Annotated in this window: 11 protein-coding genes and 1 pseudogene; 8 read left to right on the top strand and 4 right to left on the bottom strand. The window is 75.2% G+C overall.

Features of this window, described 5'->3' with window-relative positions; all coding sequences use genetic code 11:
* Positions 1-11 precede the first annotated feature (11 nt).
* Complete coding sequence (locus AB2L27_RS03730; RefSeq protein ID WP_370440121.1) at positions 12-1,385, bottom strand: PucR family transcriptional regulator ligand-binding domain-containing protein; 1,374 nt, start codon at positions 1,383-1,385, stop codon at positions 12-14.
* 105 nt (positions 1,386-1,490) lie between these two features.
* Here AB2L27_RS03730 and gabT point away from each other — a divergent pair, with 105 nt between their 5' ends.
* Together gabT and AB2L27_RS03720 are read left to right on the top strand one after the other, a co-directional pair.
* Positions 1,491-2,885 (top strand): 4-aminobutyrate--2-oxoglutarate transaminase, encoded by a 1,395-nt coding sequence (gabT, locus tag AB2L27_RS03725; RefSeq protein WP_370440120.1) that lies wholly within the window; start codon positions 1,491-1,493, stop codon positions 2,883-2,885.
* Between the two features lie 23 nt (positions 2,886-2,908).
* Positions 2,909-4,411 carry an NAD-dependent succinate-semialdehyde dehydrogenase gene (locus AB2L27_RS03720; RefSeq protein WP_370440119.1) on the top strand — a complete coding sequence of 501 codons (1,503 nt, stop codon included), beginning with the start codon at positions 2,909-2,911 and terminating at the stop codon, positions 4,409-4,411.
* Positions 4,412-4,474: 63 nt separating this feature from the next.
* On the opposite strand, the gene AB2L27_RS03715 is transcribed toward AB2L27_RS03720, so the two are convergent.
* On the bottom strand, positions 4,475-5,560 hold the full coding sequence (locus AB2L27_RS03715) for a trypsin-like serine peptidase (protein ID WP_370440118.1): 1,086 nt from the start codon (positions 5,558-5,560) through the stop codon (positions 4,475-4,477).
* A 119-nt stretch (positions 5,561-5,679) separates the two neighbouring features.
* On the opposite strand from AB2L27_RS03715, the gene dxr reads away from it, so the two are divergent.
* The 6 genes and pseudogenes from dxr to AB2L27_RS03685 all read left to right on the top strand — a co-directional run bounded on the left by dxr (position 5,680) and on the right by AB2L27_RS03685 (position 14,687).
* Positions 5,680-6,936 (top strand): 1-deoxy-D-xylulose-5-phosphate reductoisomerase, encoded by a 1,257-nt coding sequence (gene dxr / locus AB2L27_RS03710; RefSeq protein WP_370440117.1) that lies wholly within the window; start codon positions 5,680-5,682, stop codon positions 6,934-6,936.
* Positions 6,933-8,255, top strand: coding sequence for a M50 family metallopeptidase (locus AB2L27_RS03705; RefSeq protein ID WP_370440116.1), 1,323 nt, complete (start codon positions 6,933-6,935; stop codon positions 8,253-8,255). The genes dxr and AB2L27_RS03705 overlap by 4 nt, the downstream gene beginning before the upstream one ends.
* Before the next feature lie 89 nt (positions 8,256-8,344).
* Positions 8,345-9,499: a flavodoxin-dependent (E)-4-hydroxy-3-methylbut-2-enyl-diphosphate synthase gene (gene ispG, locus AB2L27_RS03700; protein WP_370440115.1), complete on the top strand. Its 1,155-nt coding sequence runs from the start codon at positions 8,345-8,347 to the stop codon at positions 9,497-9,499.
* 32 nt (positions 9,500-9,531) lie between these two features.
* Positions 9,532-11,898 (top strand): annotated as a pseudogene (locus AB2L27_RS03695) (FdhF/YdeP family oxidoreductase).
* Positions 11,899-11,950: 52 nt separating this feature from the next.
* Positions 11,951-12,841 carry a GNAT family N-acetyltransferase gene (locus AB2L27_RS03690; protein ID WP_370440114.1) on the top strand — a complete coding sequence of 297 codons (891 nt, stop codon included), beginning with the start codon at positions 11,951-11,953 and terminating at the stop codon, positions 12,839-12,841.
* An 85-nt stretch (positions 12,842-12,926) separates the two neighbouring features.
* Positions 12,927-14,687 (top strand): proline--tRNA ligase, encoded by a 1,761-nt coding sequence (locus AB2L27_RS03685; RefSeq protein ID WP_370440113.1) that lies wholly within the window; start codon positions 12,927-12,929, stop codon positions 14,685-14,687.
* Here AB2L27_RS03685 and AB2L27_RS03680 read toward each other — a convergent pair.
* Both AB2L27_RS03680 and AB2L27_RS03675 read right to left on the bottom strand, forming a co-directional pair.
* Positions 14,656-15,495, bottom strand: a complete 840-nt coding sequence (locus AB2L27_RS03680; RefSeq protein WP_370440112.1) for a tryptophan-rich sensory protein — start codon at positions 15,493-15,495, stop codon at positions 14,656-14,658. The two genes, AB2L27_RS03685 and AB2L27_RS03680, sit on opposite strands and share 32 nt — an antisense overlap.
* A gap of 49 nt (positions 15,496-15,544) precedes the next feature.
* On the bottom strand, positions 15,545-16,441 hold the full coding sequence (locus tag AB2L27_RS03675) for an endonuclease/exonuclease/phosphatase family protein (protein WP_370440111.1): 897 nt from the start codon (positions 16,439-16,441) through the stop codon (positions 15,545-15,547).
* Positions 16,442-16,444: the final 3 nt, after the last annotated feature.

Raw genomic sequence — 16,444 nt, 5'->3', positions numbered from 1 at the left:
GCAGGGGCCGTTCAGGCCGAGGACGAGCGGGTCGCGGTGAGAGCCAGCCACACCTCGGCCCGGTCGGTCGGGTCCTCCAGCGACAGCCCGAGGCGCTGCTCGGCGCGGGCCAGCCGCTGGCGCAGCGTGTTGCGGTGCACCCCGAGCGCGTCGGCGGCCGGTTGCCGGGCGCCGTGGTGGGCCAGGAACACCTCCACGGTCCGGCGCAGCTGCGGGTCCTGCAGCCCCTCCAGGCGGCCCGCGGCCCACGCCTGCAGACCAGCCGGGCCGAGCAGGTCGGGCAGGGTGGAGCCGTCGGCGTGCACGACGGGGCGCTGGGCCGTGGTGCGGGCCCAGGCGGCGTCGGCGCCGCGCGGGTCGGCCCGGGCCAGCGGGGCCGGGCGGGCGGTCCCGGCCCGGCCGGTCCACCCGCGCAGCGCGTCGGCCACGGCCTCGGGGGAACCGAGGGCGTGGTGCTCGCCGCTGAGCAGGTCCGGGGCCTGCGGCCCGCTCCAGCGCACGACGACGACCGGGTCGGGCAACCGCAGGTCCAGCGCCGCGGCCAGCCGCGCGGCGAGGTCGCTGCGCCCGGACAGGACGAGGTCGACGACGCCGGCGGTGAGGACCGGGGTGAGCACGGCGGGGTCCAGGGCGGGGCGCGCGGTCAGCAGGTCCAGCAGCGCGGCCGCCGTGCCCACGGTCTGCTGGGCCGCGCGGGGCAGGTCGGGCCCGGCGGCCACCAGCAGCCACCGGCTCGCCCCGCCCGCGCGCAGCGTGAGGGTCCCGGTCGCCGTGACCTCCCTCCAGGCCGCGCGGGCCCCCTGGTCCCGGACCCGCCGCAGCCCCTCCAGCGCCGCGGCGGGCGGGGCCTGGGACGTGGTCGCGGCCAGGACGGTCCCGGCCGCGTCGAGCAGCCACGCCGACCCGCGCACGGCCCGGGCGGTGCGCTGCAGGACCGCGCGGGCCCCGTCGGGTCCGGCGGCGGCCGCGGCGAGGTCGCGGCCGGCGCGGGCGGCGGCGGCCTCGGCCTCGTTCTCGCTGCGCCGCAGCAGGTCGGCCAGGCGGCGCGAGACGGCGATGAACGGGGTCGGCACCGGCACCTCCACCACGGCCAGGCCGGCGGTGCGAGCCGCGGTGACGAGCGTGCGGGGCACGGCCCGGTGCGACAGGCCCACGCCGAAGCCCACCCCGGCCGCGCCGGCGCCGGCGAGCCGGTCCACCCAGGCGCCCCACCCCTCGCGCGGGACCCGCAGCCCCGTGGTCAGCAGCAGCTCCCCGCCCTCCAGGAACGGCGTCGGGTCCTCCAGCTCGCTCGTGGCGACCCACCGGACGGGCACGTCCGGGTCACCGCCGACGAGCCGCAGGTCCAGGGAGGCGGTCGAGAGCAGGTCGGCGAGCAGCACCACCGGGTCATCGTGCCGCACCCGGTGTCCGTTCTGCACCGTCGCAGAGTCCGTGGATCGTGCAGGTCCGGCACTGACGGCGCCGGACCGGACGCCTACCGTCGAGCCATGACGACGTTCACCCCCGGGCTCACCCCCGGGCCCAGCCCGCAGGAGACGGCCGACCCGACCGCCACGCCGGGCGGTCCCGCCCTGGCGCAGGAGATCCGCCTCGTCACCGAGGTCCCCGGCCCGGTCTCGCGCGAGCTGGCCGCCCGCCGCTCGGCGGCCGTCTCGGCCGCGGTCGGGTCCTCGATGCCGTTCTTCGCCCGGGCCGCCGGCGGTGGCGTCGTCGTCGACGTCGACGGGAACTCCTACGCCGACCTCGGTTCGGGCATCGCCGTGACCACCGTGGGCAACTCCGCCCCGGCCGTGGTGCGGGCCGTCACCGAGCAGGCGGCGCGCTTCACCCACACCTGCTTCATGATCACGCCCTACGACTCCTACGTGGAGCTGGCCGAGCGCCTGGCCGAGCTGACCCCCGGCGACTTCGCCAAGAAGAGCGCGTTCTTCACCTCCGGCGCCGAGGCCGTCGAGAACGCCGTGAAGATCGCCCGCGCCCACACCGGCCGCCAGGCCGTCGTCGTCTTCGACCACGCCTACCACGGCCGCACCAACCTCACGATGGCCATGACGGCCAAGAACATGCCGTACAAGAACGGGTTCGGGCCCTTCGCCCCCGAGGTGTACCGCGCCCCGCTGAGCTACCCCTTCCGCGACGGCCTCGACGGGCCGACCGCCGCCGCCCGCGCCATCGCCGTCATCGAGAAGCAGGTCGGCGCCGCCAACCTCGCCGCGATCGTCGTCGAACCCGTCCAGGGCGAGGGCGGGTTCATCGTCCCCGCCCCCGGGTTCCTGCCGGCCATCGCCGCCTGGGCGCGGGAGAACGGCGTCGTGTTCGTCGCCGACGAGGTGCAGACCGGAGTCGCCCGCACCGGGGCCTGGTTCGCCAGCGCGCTGGAGGGGATCGAACCGGACCTGGTGACCATCGCCAAGGGCGTCGCCGGCGGGCTGCCGCTGTCGGCCGTCACGGGGCGTGCCGAGATCGTCGACGCCCCCGTCACCGGCGGCCTCGGCGGCACCTACGGCGGCAACCCGCTGGCCACGGCCGCGGCGCTCGCCGTCCTGGCCACGATCGAGGAGGAGGGCCTGCTCGAGCGCGCCCGGCAGATCGAGGAGCTGCTGCTGCGCCGGCTGCGCGCCCTGGCCGAGCGCGACCCGCGCGTCGGCGACGTCCGCGGCCGCGGGGCCATGGTCGCCGTCGAACTCGTCCGGCCCGGCACCACCGAACCCGACGCCGCCCTGGCCAAGGCCGTCGCGACCGAGGCCGCCCGGCAGGGCGTCATCGTCCTGACCTGCGGCACCGACGGCAACGTCCTGCGCTTCCTGCCCCCGCTGAGCATCGGCGACGCCCTCCTCGAGCAGGCCTTCGACGTGCTCGACCGCGTCTTCGCCGCCGCCTGACCGTCAACGAGAGGACCACCGACATGAGCACCACCACCACCGACGGGACCACCACCGACGGGACGACCGGCGCCCGCGAGCGCGACCTCCTCGCCGGCGTCCCCACCGGACTGTTCATCGGCGGCGTCTGGCGCGAGGGCAGCGGCGGGGGGCGCATCCGCGTCGAGGACCCCGCCACCGGCCGGACCCTGGCCGAGATCGCCGACGGGACCGTCGAGGACGGCGCCGCGGCCCTGGACGCCGCCGTGGCCGCGCAGGCCTCCTGGGCCCGCACCCCCACCCGCGAGCGCGGGGAGATCCTGCGCCGCGCGTTCGACCTCGTCGCCGCCCGCGCCGAGGACTTCGCCCTGCTCATGACCCTGGAGATGGGCAAGCCCCTGGCCGAGGCCCGCGGCGAGGTCGCCTACGGCAACGAGTTCTTCCGCTGGTTCTCCGAGGAGGCCCCCCGCATCGCCGGCCGGTACGCGCAGAACCCCGCCGGGGGGTCGCGGCTGCTGACGATGAAGCAGCCCGTCGGCCCGGTGCTGGCGATCCTGCCGTGGAACTTCCCCCTGGCCATGGGCACCCGCAAGATCGCCCCGGCGCTCGCGGCCGGGTGCACCATCGTCGTCAAGCCCGCCACCCAGACCCCGCTGACCACGCTGCTGCTGGCCCAGGTGCTCGCCGAGGCCGGGGTGCCCGACGGCGTCGTCAACGTCCTGACGTCCTCGACCACCGGCAAGGTCACGGCCCCCCTCATCGCCGACCGGCGGCTGCGCAAGCTGACGTTCACGGGGTCCACGCCCGTCGGCAAGAAGCTCGTCGAGCAGTCCGCCGAGCAGCTGCTGCGCATCTCGATGGAACTGGGCGGCAACGCGCCGTTCCTCGTCTTCGACGACGCCGACCTGGACAAGGCGGTCGACGGGGCGATGGCCGCCAAGATGCGCAACCAGGGCGAGGCCTGCACCGCGGCGAACCGGTTCTACGTCCAGCGCGGCGTGGCCGAGGAGTTCTCCCGCCGCCTCGCCGAGCGCATGGGCTCCCTCGTCGTCGGCCGCGGCACCGAGGACGGCTCCCAGGTCGGCCCGCTCATCGACGCCCGCGCCCGCGACGACGTCGCCCAGCGCGTGGAGGAGGCCGTCGGGGCCGGGGCCCGCGTGCTCACCGGCGGCCGGGCCGTCGGGGAGGCCGGGTACTTCTACGCCCCGACCGTCGTCGTGGACGTCCCGGCCGACGCCCGGCTGCTGACCGAGGAGACGTTCGGGCCGGTCGCCCCCGTCGTCGTCTTCGACACCGAGGAGGAGGGCCTGGCCCTGGCCAACGACACCGAGTACGGCCTCATCGCCTACGCCTTCACCCAGGGCCTGGAGCGCGGGATGCGCGTGGCCGAGGCGCTGGAGACCGGCATGGTCGGGCTCAACGCCGGGGTCGTCTCCAACGCCGCCGCGCCCTTCGGCGGGGTCAAGGCCAGCGGGTTCGGCCGCGAGGGGGGCCTGGAGGGCATCGAGGAGTACCTGGAGACGAAGTACGTGAACTTCCCGCTCTGAGCGTGCGGACGCAGGGCCCCGCCGGTGCACCGGCGGGGCCCTGCGCGCGTGCGTGACCGGGGGTCAGGCGCTCGCGGCCCGGGTGTAGACGTCGCGCACGACGGCGCCGAACCGCGGCCCGTACAGGACCGAGGGGTTGTCGTCGTAGCTGAAGCTCACCACCGACGTCACCGTGCCGGTGCCCGTGGCCGGGTCGGCGTCGTGCAGCCAGGGGCCGCCGCTGGACCCGCCGCCGAGGTCGCACAGGGTGGCGACGTCGCCGGTCGCGCCCGGGCCGTTGTCGGTGAACTCGGTGCCGGTGCAGTACTGCAGGGTGAACCCGTCCGCGGTGCGGCTGCGGCCGGGGTAGCCGAGCACGGTCGTGCGCGCCAGCGGGGCGTCGAAGGCGATCGCGTTGGCGCCCACGGTGTCCTTGAGGGACTTCCCCTCCCGCGGCGGGACGACGGCGAACCCCACGTCGAAGCTCAGCGCCGCCGCGGACTGCTGGTCACCGGTGCGCCACTGGGACGTGGTGAAGGTCTGCCCGACCGGGAACCGGCCCAGCGGCTCGCCCGTGCCCGTCAGGCCCGGGACGAAGATGACGTTCTGGGAGTCCAGGCCGTTCTCGGTCACGCAGTGGCCCGCGGTGACGATGACGTTGCCCTTGGGGGAGTCCACGCTGCTCGCGGTGCACTCGTACTTGCCGGCGCCCTGGGTGAAGTAGAGGCGCCCGACCGTCGGCACCGCCGCGCCCGTCCAGGCCGTCGCGCGGGCGACCGCCCCGCCCGTCACGAGCTCGGAGGTGGCCCGTCGAGCCCGCGGCAGCGCCGGGGCCGCCCCCGTGGTCGAGGTGGCCGAGGTGGTCGAGCGCGGCTGGGCCTGCTGCCCCGGGGCCGGGGCGGGCACGCCGAGGGCGGCGGCCGCGCCGGGGGCACCGGCCCCGCGGCCCACGACGCGGTCCACCGGCGTGGCCTCGGCGAGCCGCTCACCGGTCCAGAAGTCCAGCGCCGCCTGCCGGTCGGAGGCGTCGACCGTCGACAGCACGGACACCCCGGGGCGGTCGGCGGTGTCGGCTGCGGCCGACGTCGCGGCGTACGTCGCCGCGCCACCGAGGGTGACGACGGCGGCCGAGGACGCGGCGATGAGCCTCCGCGTGAGGTGCGTGCGCATGGCGGGTGTCCCTCCGAGTGGTGTGCTGCCGGGGTCATCCTTGCCGATCCCGTGCAGATCCGCTGCAGCCCGCCCGTCACGGGGCGTGGCGGGCGGGGACGGCAGGCCATGATGGGCCCGTGAGCTCCTCCCGCCCGCCCCGTCACGCCGCCGTCCCCGCCGAGCGTCCCGGGGGAGTCCGGGACGTGGTGCTGCTCGGCAGCACCGGCTCGATCGGCACCCAGGCGCTCGACGTGGTCCGCGCCGCGGCGGGCGAGGGGGCGCAGCCGCCGTTCCGCGTCGTGGCGCTCGCGGCCGGCGGCGGCGACGTCGCCGCGCTGGCCCGGCAGGCCCTCGACCACGGCGTCGCCCTCGTCGGCGTCGCCCGGCAGGAGGCCCGCGGCCCGCTGCTGGAGGCGCTGCGCGTGCAGGCCGCCGGCCGGCCGCTGCCGCGCGTCGTCGCCGGCCCGGACGCCGCGACGGAGGTCGCCACCCACCCCGGCGACGTCGTCCTCAACGGGATGACGGGCTCGGTGGGGCTGCGGCCCACGCTGGCCGCCCTGGCCACCGGCCGCACCCTGGCGCTGGCCAACAAGGAGTCCCTCGTCGCCGGGGGGCCGCTGGTGACGCGGGCGGCCGCGCCCGGCCAGGTCGTGCCCGTCGACTCCGAGCACTCCGCCCTGGCGCAGTGCCTGCGCGGCGGGGCGCCCGAGGAGGTCGCCCGGCTCGTCCTGACCGCCAGCGGCGGGCCGTTCCGCGGCCGCACCCGCGCCGAGCTGGCCGACGTCACCCCGCAGCAGGCCCTGGCCCACCCGACGTGGTCGATGGGGCCGGTCGTGACGACGAACTCGGCCACCCTGGTCAACAAGGGCCTGGAGGTCATCGAGGCCTCGCTGCTGTTCGGGATCGGCTACGACCGCATCGACGTCGTCGTGCACCCCCAGTCCGTCGTGCACTCCATGGTCGAGTTCACCGACGGATCCACCCTGGCCCAGTGCTCGCCGCCGGACATGCGCCTGCCCATCGCCCTCGGGCTGTCCTGGCCCGGCCGCGTGCCCGGCGCCGCCGCGGGCGTGGACTGGACCCGGGCGGGGAGCTGGACCTTCGAACCCGTCGACGCCCGCGCCTTCCCCGCCCTGGACCTGGCCCGGGAGGCCGGCCGGCGCGGCTCGACCGTCCCGGCCGTGTTCAACGCCGCGAACGAGGAGTGCGTGGCCGCCTTCCACGCCGGTGCGCTGCCGTTCCTCGGCATCGTCGACACCCTGGCCCGCGTCGTGGCCGAGCACGACCCGGCCGGTGAGCCGCGCGACGTCGAGGACGTCCTGGCCGCCGAGGACTGGGCCCGCGCCCGGGCCCGGGAGCTCACGGGCCTGCCCACCGGCGGGACCACCCGGTGAGCGAGGTCCTGCTCTGGGTCGTCGGCATCGCCGCCGCCGCCGTCGGGGTCGCGGTGTCCATCGCGCTGCACGAGGTCGGGCACCTGCTGCCCGCCAAGCGGTTCGGCATCAAGGTGACCCAGTACATGGTCGGCTTCGGCCCGACCCTGTTCTCCCGCCGGCGCGGGGAGACCGAGTACGGCGTCAAGGCGATCCCGCTCGGCGGGTACGTCCGGATGATCGGCATGTTCCCGCCCGGCCCGGACGGCCGGGTGAAGGCCTCCAGCACGGGCCGCTGGGCGCTCATGGCCGAGGAGGCGCGCCAGGCCAGCTCCGTGGAGGTCGCCCCGGGGGAGGAGCACCGCACCTTCACGTCCAAGCCCGTGTGGCAGCGCATCGTCGTGATGTTCGGCGGCCCGTTCGTCAACCTGGTCCTCGCGCTCGTGCTGACGGCGATCGCGGTCAGCGCCATCGGGCAGCCCGGGCTCGTCCCGCGCCTGTCGGCGGTGTCCCAGTGCGTCCTGCCCGCGGGCAGCACGGCCACGACGTGCGCGCCCGGGGACCCGCTGGCCCCCGGGGCGGCCGCCGGGCTGCGCCCCGGTGACGAGGTCGTGCAGTTCGACGGCCGGCCCGTGCAGAGCTGGAACCAGCTCTCGGCCGCCATCCGCGACCACGGCGGGCAGGCCGTCGACCTCGTCGTGGTGCGCGAGGGGCAGCGGGTGCCGCTGACGGTGACGCCCGTGCTGACCCGGCGCGAGGCCGTGGACGCGGACGGCCGTCCGACCGGCGGGACGCGGGAGGTCGGCTTCCTCGGCGTCTCCCCGTCCATCGCGGTCGTGCGCACCGGCCTGGACGAGGTGCCCGGCGTGGTCGGGCAGCAGGTCCAGACCGTCGCCGGCATCGTCGTGCGGCTGCCGCAACGGCTCTACGACGTGGCCCAGGCCGCGTTCGGCACCGCCGCCCGCGACCCCGAGGGGCCCATCGGCATCGTCGGCATCGGGCGCCTGGCGGGCGAGGCCAACGCGTTGCCCGCGGTCATCCCCGGCGACGAGCTGGCCGAGCGGACCTCCCGCCTGGTCTCGCTGCTGGCCGGGCTCAACGTCGCGCTGTTCGTCTTCAACCTCATCCCCCTGCTGCCCTTCGACGGCGGGCACATCGCCGGGGCCCTGTGGGAGGTCGTGAAGAAGGGGATCTTCCGGCTGCGCCGGCGCCCGGACCCCGGGCCGGTGGACGTGGCCAAGGCCATGCCCGTGGCCTACGGGGTCTCGATCCTGCTCGTGGGGATGAGCGTGCTGCTGCTGTACGCGGACATCGTCAGACCGGTGACGCTGAACCGGTGACGCTGAACCGGTGAGGGTCCGGTGGACGCTCCCGGCCCGGGCGTGACCTGGATTCGTCCGTGTCCGAGCCGGGGTTGATACTGCTGTGCGTGAGCGTCAGCCTCGGTCTCCCCGCCCTCCCCCCGCCCGTCCTGGCCCCGCGGCGCACGACCCGCCAGATCCAGGTCGGCAAGGTGGGGGTCGGCAGCGACTCCCCGGTGTCGGTGCAGTCGATGACGACGACGCCGACCACCAATATCAACGCCACCCTGCAGCAGATCGCCGAGCTGACCGCCTCCGGGTGCGACATCGTCCGCGTGGCCTGCCCGACGAACGACGACGCCGAGGCGCTGCCGATCATCGCGAAGAAGTCGCAGATCCCGGTCATCGCCGACATCCACTTCCAGCCCAAGTACGTCTTCGCGGCCATCGAGGCCGGGTGCGGCGCGGTGCGCGTCAACCCGGGCAACATCCGCAAGTTCGACGACCAGGTCAAGGACATCGCCCAGGCCGCCAAGGACGCGGGCGTCTCGATCCGCATCGGCGTCAACGCCGGCTCCCTGGACCCGCGCCTGCTGGAGAAGTACGGCAAGGCCACGCCCGAGGCGCTGGTGGAGTCCGCGGTGTGGGAGGCCTCGCTGTTCGAGGAGCACGACTTCCACGACTTCAAGATCTCCGTCAAGCACAACGACCCCGTCGTCATGGTCCGCGCCTACGAGCTGCTGGCCGAGCGCGGGGACTGGCCGCTGCACCTCGGCGTCACCGAGGCCGGCCCGGCGTTCCAGGGCACCATCAAGTCCGCGACCGCGTTCGGGGCGCTGCTGAGCAAGGGGATCGGCGACACCATCCGCGTGTCCCTGTCCGCGCCGCCGGCCGAGGAGGTCAAGGTCGGCATCCAGATCCTGCAGTCGCTGAACCTGCGCCCGCGCAAGCTGGAGATCGTCTCCTGCCCCTCCTGCGGTCGCGCCCAGGTCGACGTCTACTCCCTGGCCGACGCCGTCACCGAGGGGCTGGAGGGCATGAGCGTGCCGCTGCGCGTGGCGGTCATGGGCTGCGTCGTCAACGGCCCGGGGGAGGCCCGCGAGGCCGACCTCGGCGTGGCCAGCGGCAACGGCAAGGGGCAGATCTTCGTCAAGGGCGAGGTCATCAAGACCGTGCCCGAGCACGCCATCGTCGAGACGCTCATCGAGGAGGCCAACCGCCTGGCCGCGCAGATGGACGCCGCCGAGGACACCGCGGGGGCCCCGACCGTCACGGTCGGGTGATCTGCCCGGGCCGGGCGCGGTAGCGTTCCCCGATGACGAAGAAGTCACCGGTCGAGGACGTCGACGAGTCCGGCCTACGGGTCTCCTCCCGCAAGGGGTACGCCGCGGGGGTCCCCGCCGTGGCGGTGGCCCTGCAGCACGGGGTCGAGCAGATGGGGGTGCGGCGCACCGCCGCCACCCTCCTGCGGCTGAACCAGGTGGGCGGCTTCGACTGCCAGGGCTGCGCCTGGCCCGACCCCGAGCACCGGCACACGGCCGAGTTCTGCGAGAACGGCGCCAAGGCCGTGGCCGAGGAGGCCACCCTGCGGCGGGTGACCCGGGAGTTCTTCGCCCGCCACTCCGTCGACGACCTCGCCACGAAGTCCGACCACTGGCTGGGGCAGCAGGGGCGGCTGACCGAGCCGATGGTCAAGCGCCCCGGGTCCCGGCACTACGAACCGGTCTCCTACGAGGAGGCCTACCGCCTCGTCGGCGACCGGCTGCGGGCCCTGGACAGCCCGCACCGGGCGGCCTTCTACACCTCGGGCCGCACGTCCAACGAGGCCGCGTTCGCCTACCAGTTGTTCGTGCGGGCCCTGGGGACGAACAACCTGCCGGACTGCTCGAACATGTGCCACGAGTCCACCTCGGTGGCCCTGGCCGAGACCATCGGCATCGGCAAGGGCAGCGTGCACCTGCGCGACTTCGACGCCGCCGGGCTCATCGTCGTCGCCGGGCAGAACCCCGGGACCAACCACCCGCGGATGCTCTCGGCGCTGGAGTCGGCCAAGCGCCGCGGTGCGCGCATCCTCACCGTCAACCCCCTGCCCGAGGCGGGGCTGATGCGGTTCAAGAACCCGCAGACCCCCCGCGGCCTGGTCTCGGGCGAGGGGTTGTCCGACCTGCACCTGCCCATCCGCGGCAACGGCGACCTCGCCCTGTTCCAGTGGTTCGGCCGGGCCGTGCTGCGCGCCGGCCGGGTCGACCGCGCCTTCGTGCAGGACTCGACGTCCGGGTTCCAGGAGTGGGCCGCCCACGTGGAGTCCCTGGACGAGGAGCAGGTCCTCGCCGCGACCGGGCTGTCGCGGGCCGAGCTGGACGCGGCCACCGAGATGGTGCTGGCCACCGACCGGGTCATCACCTGCTGGGCGATGGGCATCACCCAGCACCGCAACGCCGTCGGCACCATCAAGGAGGTCGTCAACCTGCACCTCGCCCTGGGGGCCGTGGGCCGGCCCGGTGCCGGGCTGTGCCCGGTGCGCGGTCACTCCAACGTCCAGGGCGACCGGACCATGGGCATCTGGGAACGCGCCCCGCAGCACTTCCTGGACGCCCTGGAGGCCGAGTTCGGGTTCGCGCCGCCGCGCGAGCACGGCCACGACGTCGTCGACACCATCCGCGCCATGCGCGAGGGGTCGGTGGAGTTCTTCATGGGCATGGGCGGCAACTTCACCCAGGCCGCCCCGGACACCGCCGTCACCGAGGCCGCGCTGCGCCGGTGCACCACCACCGTCCAGGTCTCGACCAAGCTCAGCCGCTCGCACGCCGTCTGCGGCGAGACCGCGGTCCTGCTGCCGACGCTGGGGCGGACCGAGCGCGACGTGCGCCCCGGCGGCCGCGAGCAGTTCGTCACCGTCGAGGACTCCATGTCGCAGGTGCACGCCAGCCGCGGGCGGCTGGCCCCACCGGCCCCCGGGGTGCAGTCGGAGGTGCAGATCGTCGCCGGCATCGCCCGCGCCGCGCTGGGGGACCGGTACGGCATCGACTGGGCCGGTTTCGCCGACGACTACGCCACCGTCCGGGCGCACATCGCCCGCGTCGTGCCGGGGTGCGAGGACTACGAGGCCAAGGTCGCCCGGCCCGGGGGGTTCCAGCTCCCGCACGCCCCCCGCGACTCGCGGACCTTCACCACGCCGGGGGCACGGGCGGTGTTCTCGGTCGTGCCGCTGGAGGTGCTGGAACTGCGGGAGGGGGAACTGCTGCTGCAGACCCTGCGCAGCCACGACCAGTACAACACCACCGTCTACGGCCTGGACGACCGCTACCGCGGCATCCACGCCGGTCGCCGGGTGGTCTTCGTCCACGCCGCCGACGCCCGCGGGAACGGGGTGGGCGACGGTGACCTCGTCGACCTCGTGGGGGTCTAGGACGACGGGGTCGACCGCGTCGCGGAGGCCTTCCGGGTGGTGGTCTACGACACGCCGCGCGGGTGCGTGGCCGCGTACTACCCCGAGACCAACCCCCTCGTCCCGCTGGACTCGACCGCCGAGGCCAGCGGCACCCCCACCTCCAAGTCCGTCGTGGTGCGCCTGCGTCCCCACCGTCCCGGCCGCGGCGCGGGCGAGGTCGACGTGGACGCCGGGCGCGGTGGGGACCTGGACGCGGGCAAGCACGAGGTGCAGCCGGAGCACCTGAGCTGACCGGTCCGCCCCTCGCCTCGACCTGCGCCCGGTCTCGGGGCAGGATGCGGGAGTGGTGCTGACGACGAACTCGGCCGCGCGGGGATCCGCCGCCTCCGGGACGCTGCGCGTGCTCGGCGGGTCCGACGCGCCCGCCCTCCTGCGGTTGTGCGAGCGCGACCCCGTGGCGAACCTGTTCGTCTCCGCCCGGCTGCTGGGGCTGCTCGCCCGCCCCGGCAGCGACCTCGGCGGGCAGGTGTGGGGCTGGTTCGAGGACGGGGCGCTGGTCTCGGCGTGCTGGGCCGGGGCCAACCTCGTGCCGGTCGAGGCGACGCCGGCGGCCCTGGACGCCTTCGCCGCCACGGCCCGCGCCGAGGGCCGGCGCTGCTCCTCCCTCGTCGGCCCCGCCGAGCAGGTGCTCGCCCTGTGGCGCCGGCTGGAGCCGCACTGGCGCGGGGCGCGGGAGGTCCGCGCCAGCCAGCCGCTCATGGTGTGCGACACCGCCGCCTCGGTGCGGCCCGACCCCGCCGTGCGGCGCGCCACCCTGCGCGAGCTCGACCTCGTCGTGCCCGCCTGCGTGGCCATGTTCACCGAGGAGATCGGCTACGCGCCCGCCCCGCCCGACGGCGGCGGCGCCTACCGCGCCCGCGTCGCCGAGCTCGTCTCCACGGGCCGGTCGTTCGTGCGCATCGACGCCGGCCGCTCCGGGCCCGAGGTCGTCTTCAAGGCCGAGCTGGGGGCCGTCTCGCCCAAGGTCGTGCAGGTGCAGGGCGTGTGGGTCCCCCCGCACCGGCGCGGTGAGGGGCTGTCCGAACCGGGCATGGCCGCCGTCGTGGAGGCCGCCCGCGCCGACGGGGTGCAGCAGGTGTCGCTGTACGTCAACGACTACAACGCCCGCGCCCTCGCCGCCTACCGCCGCGTCGGGTTCCGCGAGGTCGGGTCGTTCGCGACCGTCCTGTTCTGACGCGCCTCGCCCACCCGGGGGGTTCGGGTCGCCCTGCGGGGAAGTGCGGTGAGGGTGGCCGGGGCGCGCCGGTAGCCTGTCGGGCGTGCTGATGCGGATGTCGACGCTGTTCCTGCGGACCCTGCGGGAGGACCCGGTCGAGGCCGAGGTCGCCAGCCACAAGCTCCTCGTGCGGGCCGGGTACGTCCGCCGCGCCGCGCCCGGGATCTACACGTGGCTGCCGCTGGGGCTGAAGGTGCTGCGCAAGGTCGAGGGGATCGTCCGCGAGGAGATGGACGCCGCCGGTGCGCAGGAGGTCCACTTCCCGGCGCTGCTGCCCCGCGAGCCGTACGAGGCGACGAACCGCTGGAGCGACTACGGCGATGGCATCTTCAAGCTCAAGGACCGCAAGGGTGCCGACTACCTCCTCGCCCCCACGCACGAGGAGATGTTCACGCTGCTGGTCAAGGACCTGTACTCCTCGTACAAGGACCTACCGCTGTCGATCTACCAGATCCAGACGAAGTACCGCGACGAGGCGCGTCCGCGCGCGGGCATCCTGCGCGGCCGCGAGTTCACGATGAAGGACTCCTACAGCTTCGACGTCGACGACGCGGGCCTGGAGAAGTCCTACGACCTGCACCGCGAGGCGTACGTCAGGATCTTCCGCCGCCTCGGCCTGGAGTTCGTCGTCGTCTCGGCGATGTCGGGGGCGATGGGCGGCTCGCGCAGCGAGGAGTTCCTGCACCCCACCGAGATCGGGGAGGACACCTTCGTCCGCTCGCCCGGCGGGTACGCCGCGAACGTCGAGGCCGTCACGACGCTGGCACCCCCGGCGGTCCCCTTCGAGGGGCTGCCCGCCGCGCACGTCGAGGACACCCCCGACACCCCGACCATCGACACGCTCGTCGCGGTGAGCAACGAGAAGCACCCCCGTGCCGACCGGCCGTGGACGGCGGCGGACACGCTGAAGAACGTCATCGTCGTCCTGAAGAACCCCGACGGGACGCGCGAACCGCTGGCCGTCGGTGTGCCCGGCGACCGCGAGGTGGACCTCAAGCGCCTGGAGGCCGCGGTCTCGCCCGCGGAGGTCGAACCGTTCGAGGCGGCGGACTTCGCCCAGCACCCCTCGCTGGTCAAGGGCTACATCGGCCCCGGCGTGCTGGGGTCGGAGAACGCCTCGGGCATCCGTTACCTCCTCGACCCGCGCGTGGTCGACGGCACGGCGTGGGTGACGGGCGCCGACGCCCCCGGGAAGCACGTCTACGACCTCGTCGCCGGCCGCGACTTCACCGCCGACGGTGTCGTGGAGGCCGCCGAGGTCAAGGCCGGCGACGAGGCCCCGGACGGGTCCGGTCCGCTGGAGCTGGCGCGCGGCATCGAGATCGGGCACATCTTCGCCCTCGGCCGCCGCTTCGCCGACGCGCTGGACCTGAAGGTCCTGGACGAGAACGGCAAGCAGGTCGTGGTGACGATGGGTTCGTACGGCATCGGCGTCACCCGCGCCATGGCCTGCGTCGCCGAGGGCAACCACGACGACAAGGGCCTGGTCTGGCCCCGCGCACTGGCCCCGGCCGACGTGCACGTCGTCGCCACGGGCAAGGACGCCGCCGTCTTCGAGACGGCGGAGCGGATCGCGGCCGAGCTCGACGCGCAGGGGATCGAGGTCCTCTACGACGACCGTCCGAAGGTCTCGCCGGGGGTGAAGTTCAAGGACGCCGAGCTCGTGGGCGTGCCGACGATCCTCGTCGTCGGCAAGGGCCTGGCCGAGGGGACCGTGGAGCTGAAGGACCGCCGCAGCGGCGACTCCGAGCAGGTGCCCGTCGCCGACGCGGTCAGCCGCGTCGCAGCGCTCGTCCGCGGCTGAGCAGCCGCGCCGCCGCGGTGGTCCCGGCGACCACCGCGGCGGCGACGCCCGCGGTGACGGCGACCGTCGTGGAGGTGTTCTGCTCGGCCCCACCGCGCGCGGCGGCCACCCAGCCCAGGCCCCACGCCAGACCGGCCCCGTAGGCCAGGCGCCCGCGACTGCGCACGGCGGTGAAGACGCCCACGCCGGTCGCCACGCCGAGGACGGCGACGGCCCAGCCGGTCTCGCCGCCGGTCAGGCCGCTGCTGCGCAGCGCGGCGGCGGTGTTGGCGAGCGTCGCGATGGAGACCCAGCCCAGGTACAGCCCGATGGTCCCGTCGACGAGGACGGCCTCGACGCGGGTGCGCGGCCGCTCGGCCAGCAGCGCCCCGAACGTCCTGACCAGCACGAGCAGCAGCACGGCGATGACGGCGACGGACAACCACACCGACCCCAGCTGCACGGTGCCGATCCAGACGGCGTTGAGGACGAGGGAGGCGGCCGTCCACCAGCCCGTCGCGCGCTGGCGCCGGTCGTGCCGGTGCGCCGGCAGGGCCTGCCACACGGCCAGGCCCGCCAGCCCGGTGTAGACCACCGACCAGATCGCGAACGCCGGCCCGGCGGGGGCCACGAGCGTGGCGTCGGCGCTGAGGGCACCCCCGGCGGCCGAGGCGATGGGGGTGCCGCCGAAGGCGCCCGATCCGACGGTGGCGCCGACGATGCCGAGGACGGCGCTGGCCACGACGACCCCCTGGCGGACGGTGTCGGACGTGCCGTGCCCCGTCGCGGTCCCGGTGCGGCGGGGGTCCAGGGATGCGTCGCTGCTCACGCCAGCATGGTCGCGCCGGGCCCGGGCGCGCGCACGTCGTCGCGGGAGGTCAGGGGCGCAGGTCGACCAGCACCGCCGCGTGGTCGCTGGCCCACACCCCGTCGACCGGGTCGACGGCGACCCGGCGCACGTCCAGCACCGAGCCCTCCCCGGTGAACGGCGCCAGCCCCACCAGGACGTGGTCGATGCGGGCGTCGGGCTGGTGGATGCGCGCGACGAAGGGGTTGCGCCGGTCCCAGGTGAACCCGGGGTCGGCCGGGTCGGCGAAGCGCCAGGAGTCGACGAGGACGAACCCCGGCACGGGACCGGCCGTCAGGTACCCCTGGCACAGCCGCAGCTCGTCGGACTCGGCCAGGGCGTTGAAGTCCCCGGTCAGCACGGGCGGGTAGTGCACGCCCTTGGCCCGGGTGCGCGCCACGAACGGCACGAGCTCGCGGACCTGGGCCACCCGCACCGCGGACTCGGCCGGGGAGGAGTTCAGGTGCGTCGTGGTGAACGGCAGCGGCCGGTGCGGGGCGTCCACGAGCACCTGCAGCGCGGTGCGGCCCTCGTCCTCGGCCCCGCCCGCGGGCAGGTCGAGCACCTCGGTGCTCAGCAGCGGCCAGCGGCTGAGCACGGCGTTGCCGAACTGCAGGGACCCGGCCGAGGGGTCCCCGTGGCGGGCCAGCCGCTCCCGCCAGCGGTCGGGGGCGGGGGAGGGGGACCAGGCGACGTGCATCCCGAGCCGTTCGCCGAGCCAGGTGGCGAGGTTCTCCTCCTCGTCGGCCCAGACCTCCTGCAGGCCCACGACGTCGGGCTGCTCGGCGCGCAGGACCGCGAGGATCGCCTCGCGACGGGCCTGCCAGTCGCCGAAGCGCCACCACACGTTCCACGTCATGATCCGCAGCGGCGCGTCGGTCGCGCGCGGGCGCCGGTCGGCCGGTGGGGGCGGGGGTGTGCTGCTCATCTC

The organism is Kineococcus halophytocola (assembly GCF_041276425.1).
In the GTDB taxonomy this organism is placed as follows: Bacteria; Actinomycetota; Actinomycetes; order Actinomycetales; family Kineococcaceae; genus Kineococcus; species Kineococcus halophytocola.
This window is presented reverse-complemented; position numbering and strand designations above follow the sequence as displayed.

What these genes read in the sequence shown, in the direction of transcription:
- gabT (WP_370440120.1), top strand. Translation starts at nt 1,491, where the DNA reads ATGACGACGTTCACCCCCGGGCTCACCCCCGGGCCCAGCCCGCAGGAG.
- AB2L27_RS03720 (WP_370440119.1), top strand. Translation starts at nt 2,909, where the DNA reads ATGAGCACCACCACCACCGACGGGACCACCACCGACGGGACGACCGGC.
- AB2L27_RS03715 (WP_370440118.1), bottom strand. Translation starts at nt 5,560, where the DNA reads ATGCGCACGCACCTCACGCGGAGGCTCATCGCCGCGTCCTCGGCCGCC.
- AB2L27_RS03675 (WP_370440111.1), bottom strand. Translation starts at nt 16,441, where the DNA reads ATGAGCAGCACACCCCCGCCCCCACCGGCCGACCGGCGCCCGCGCGCG.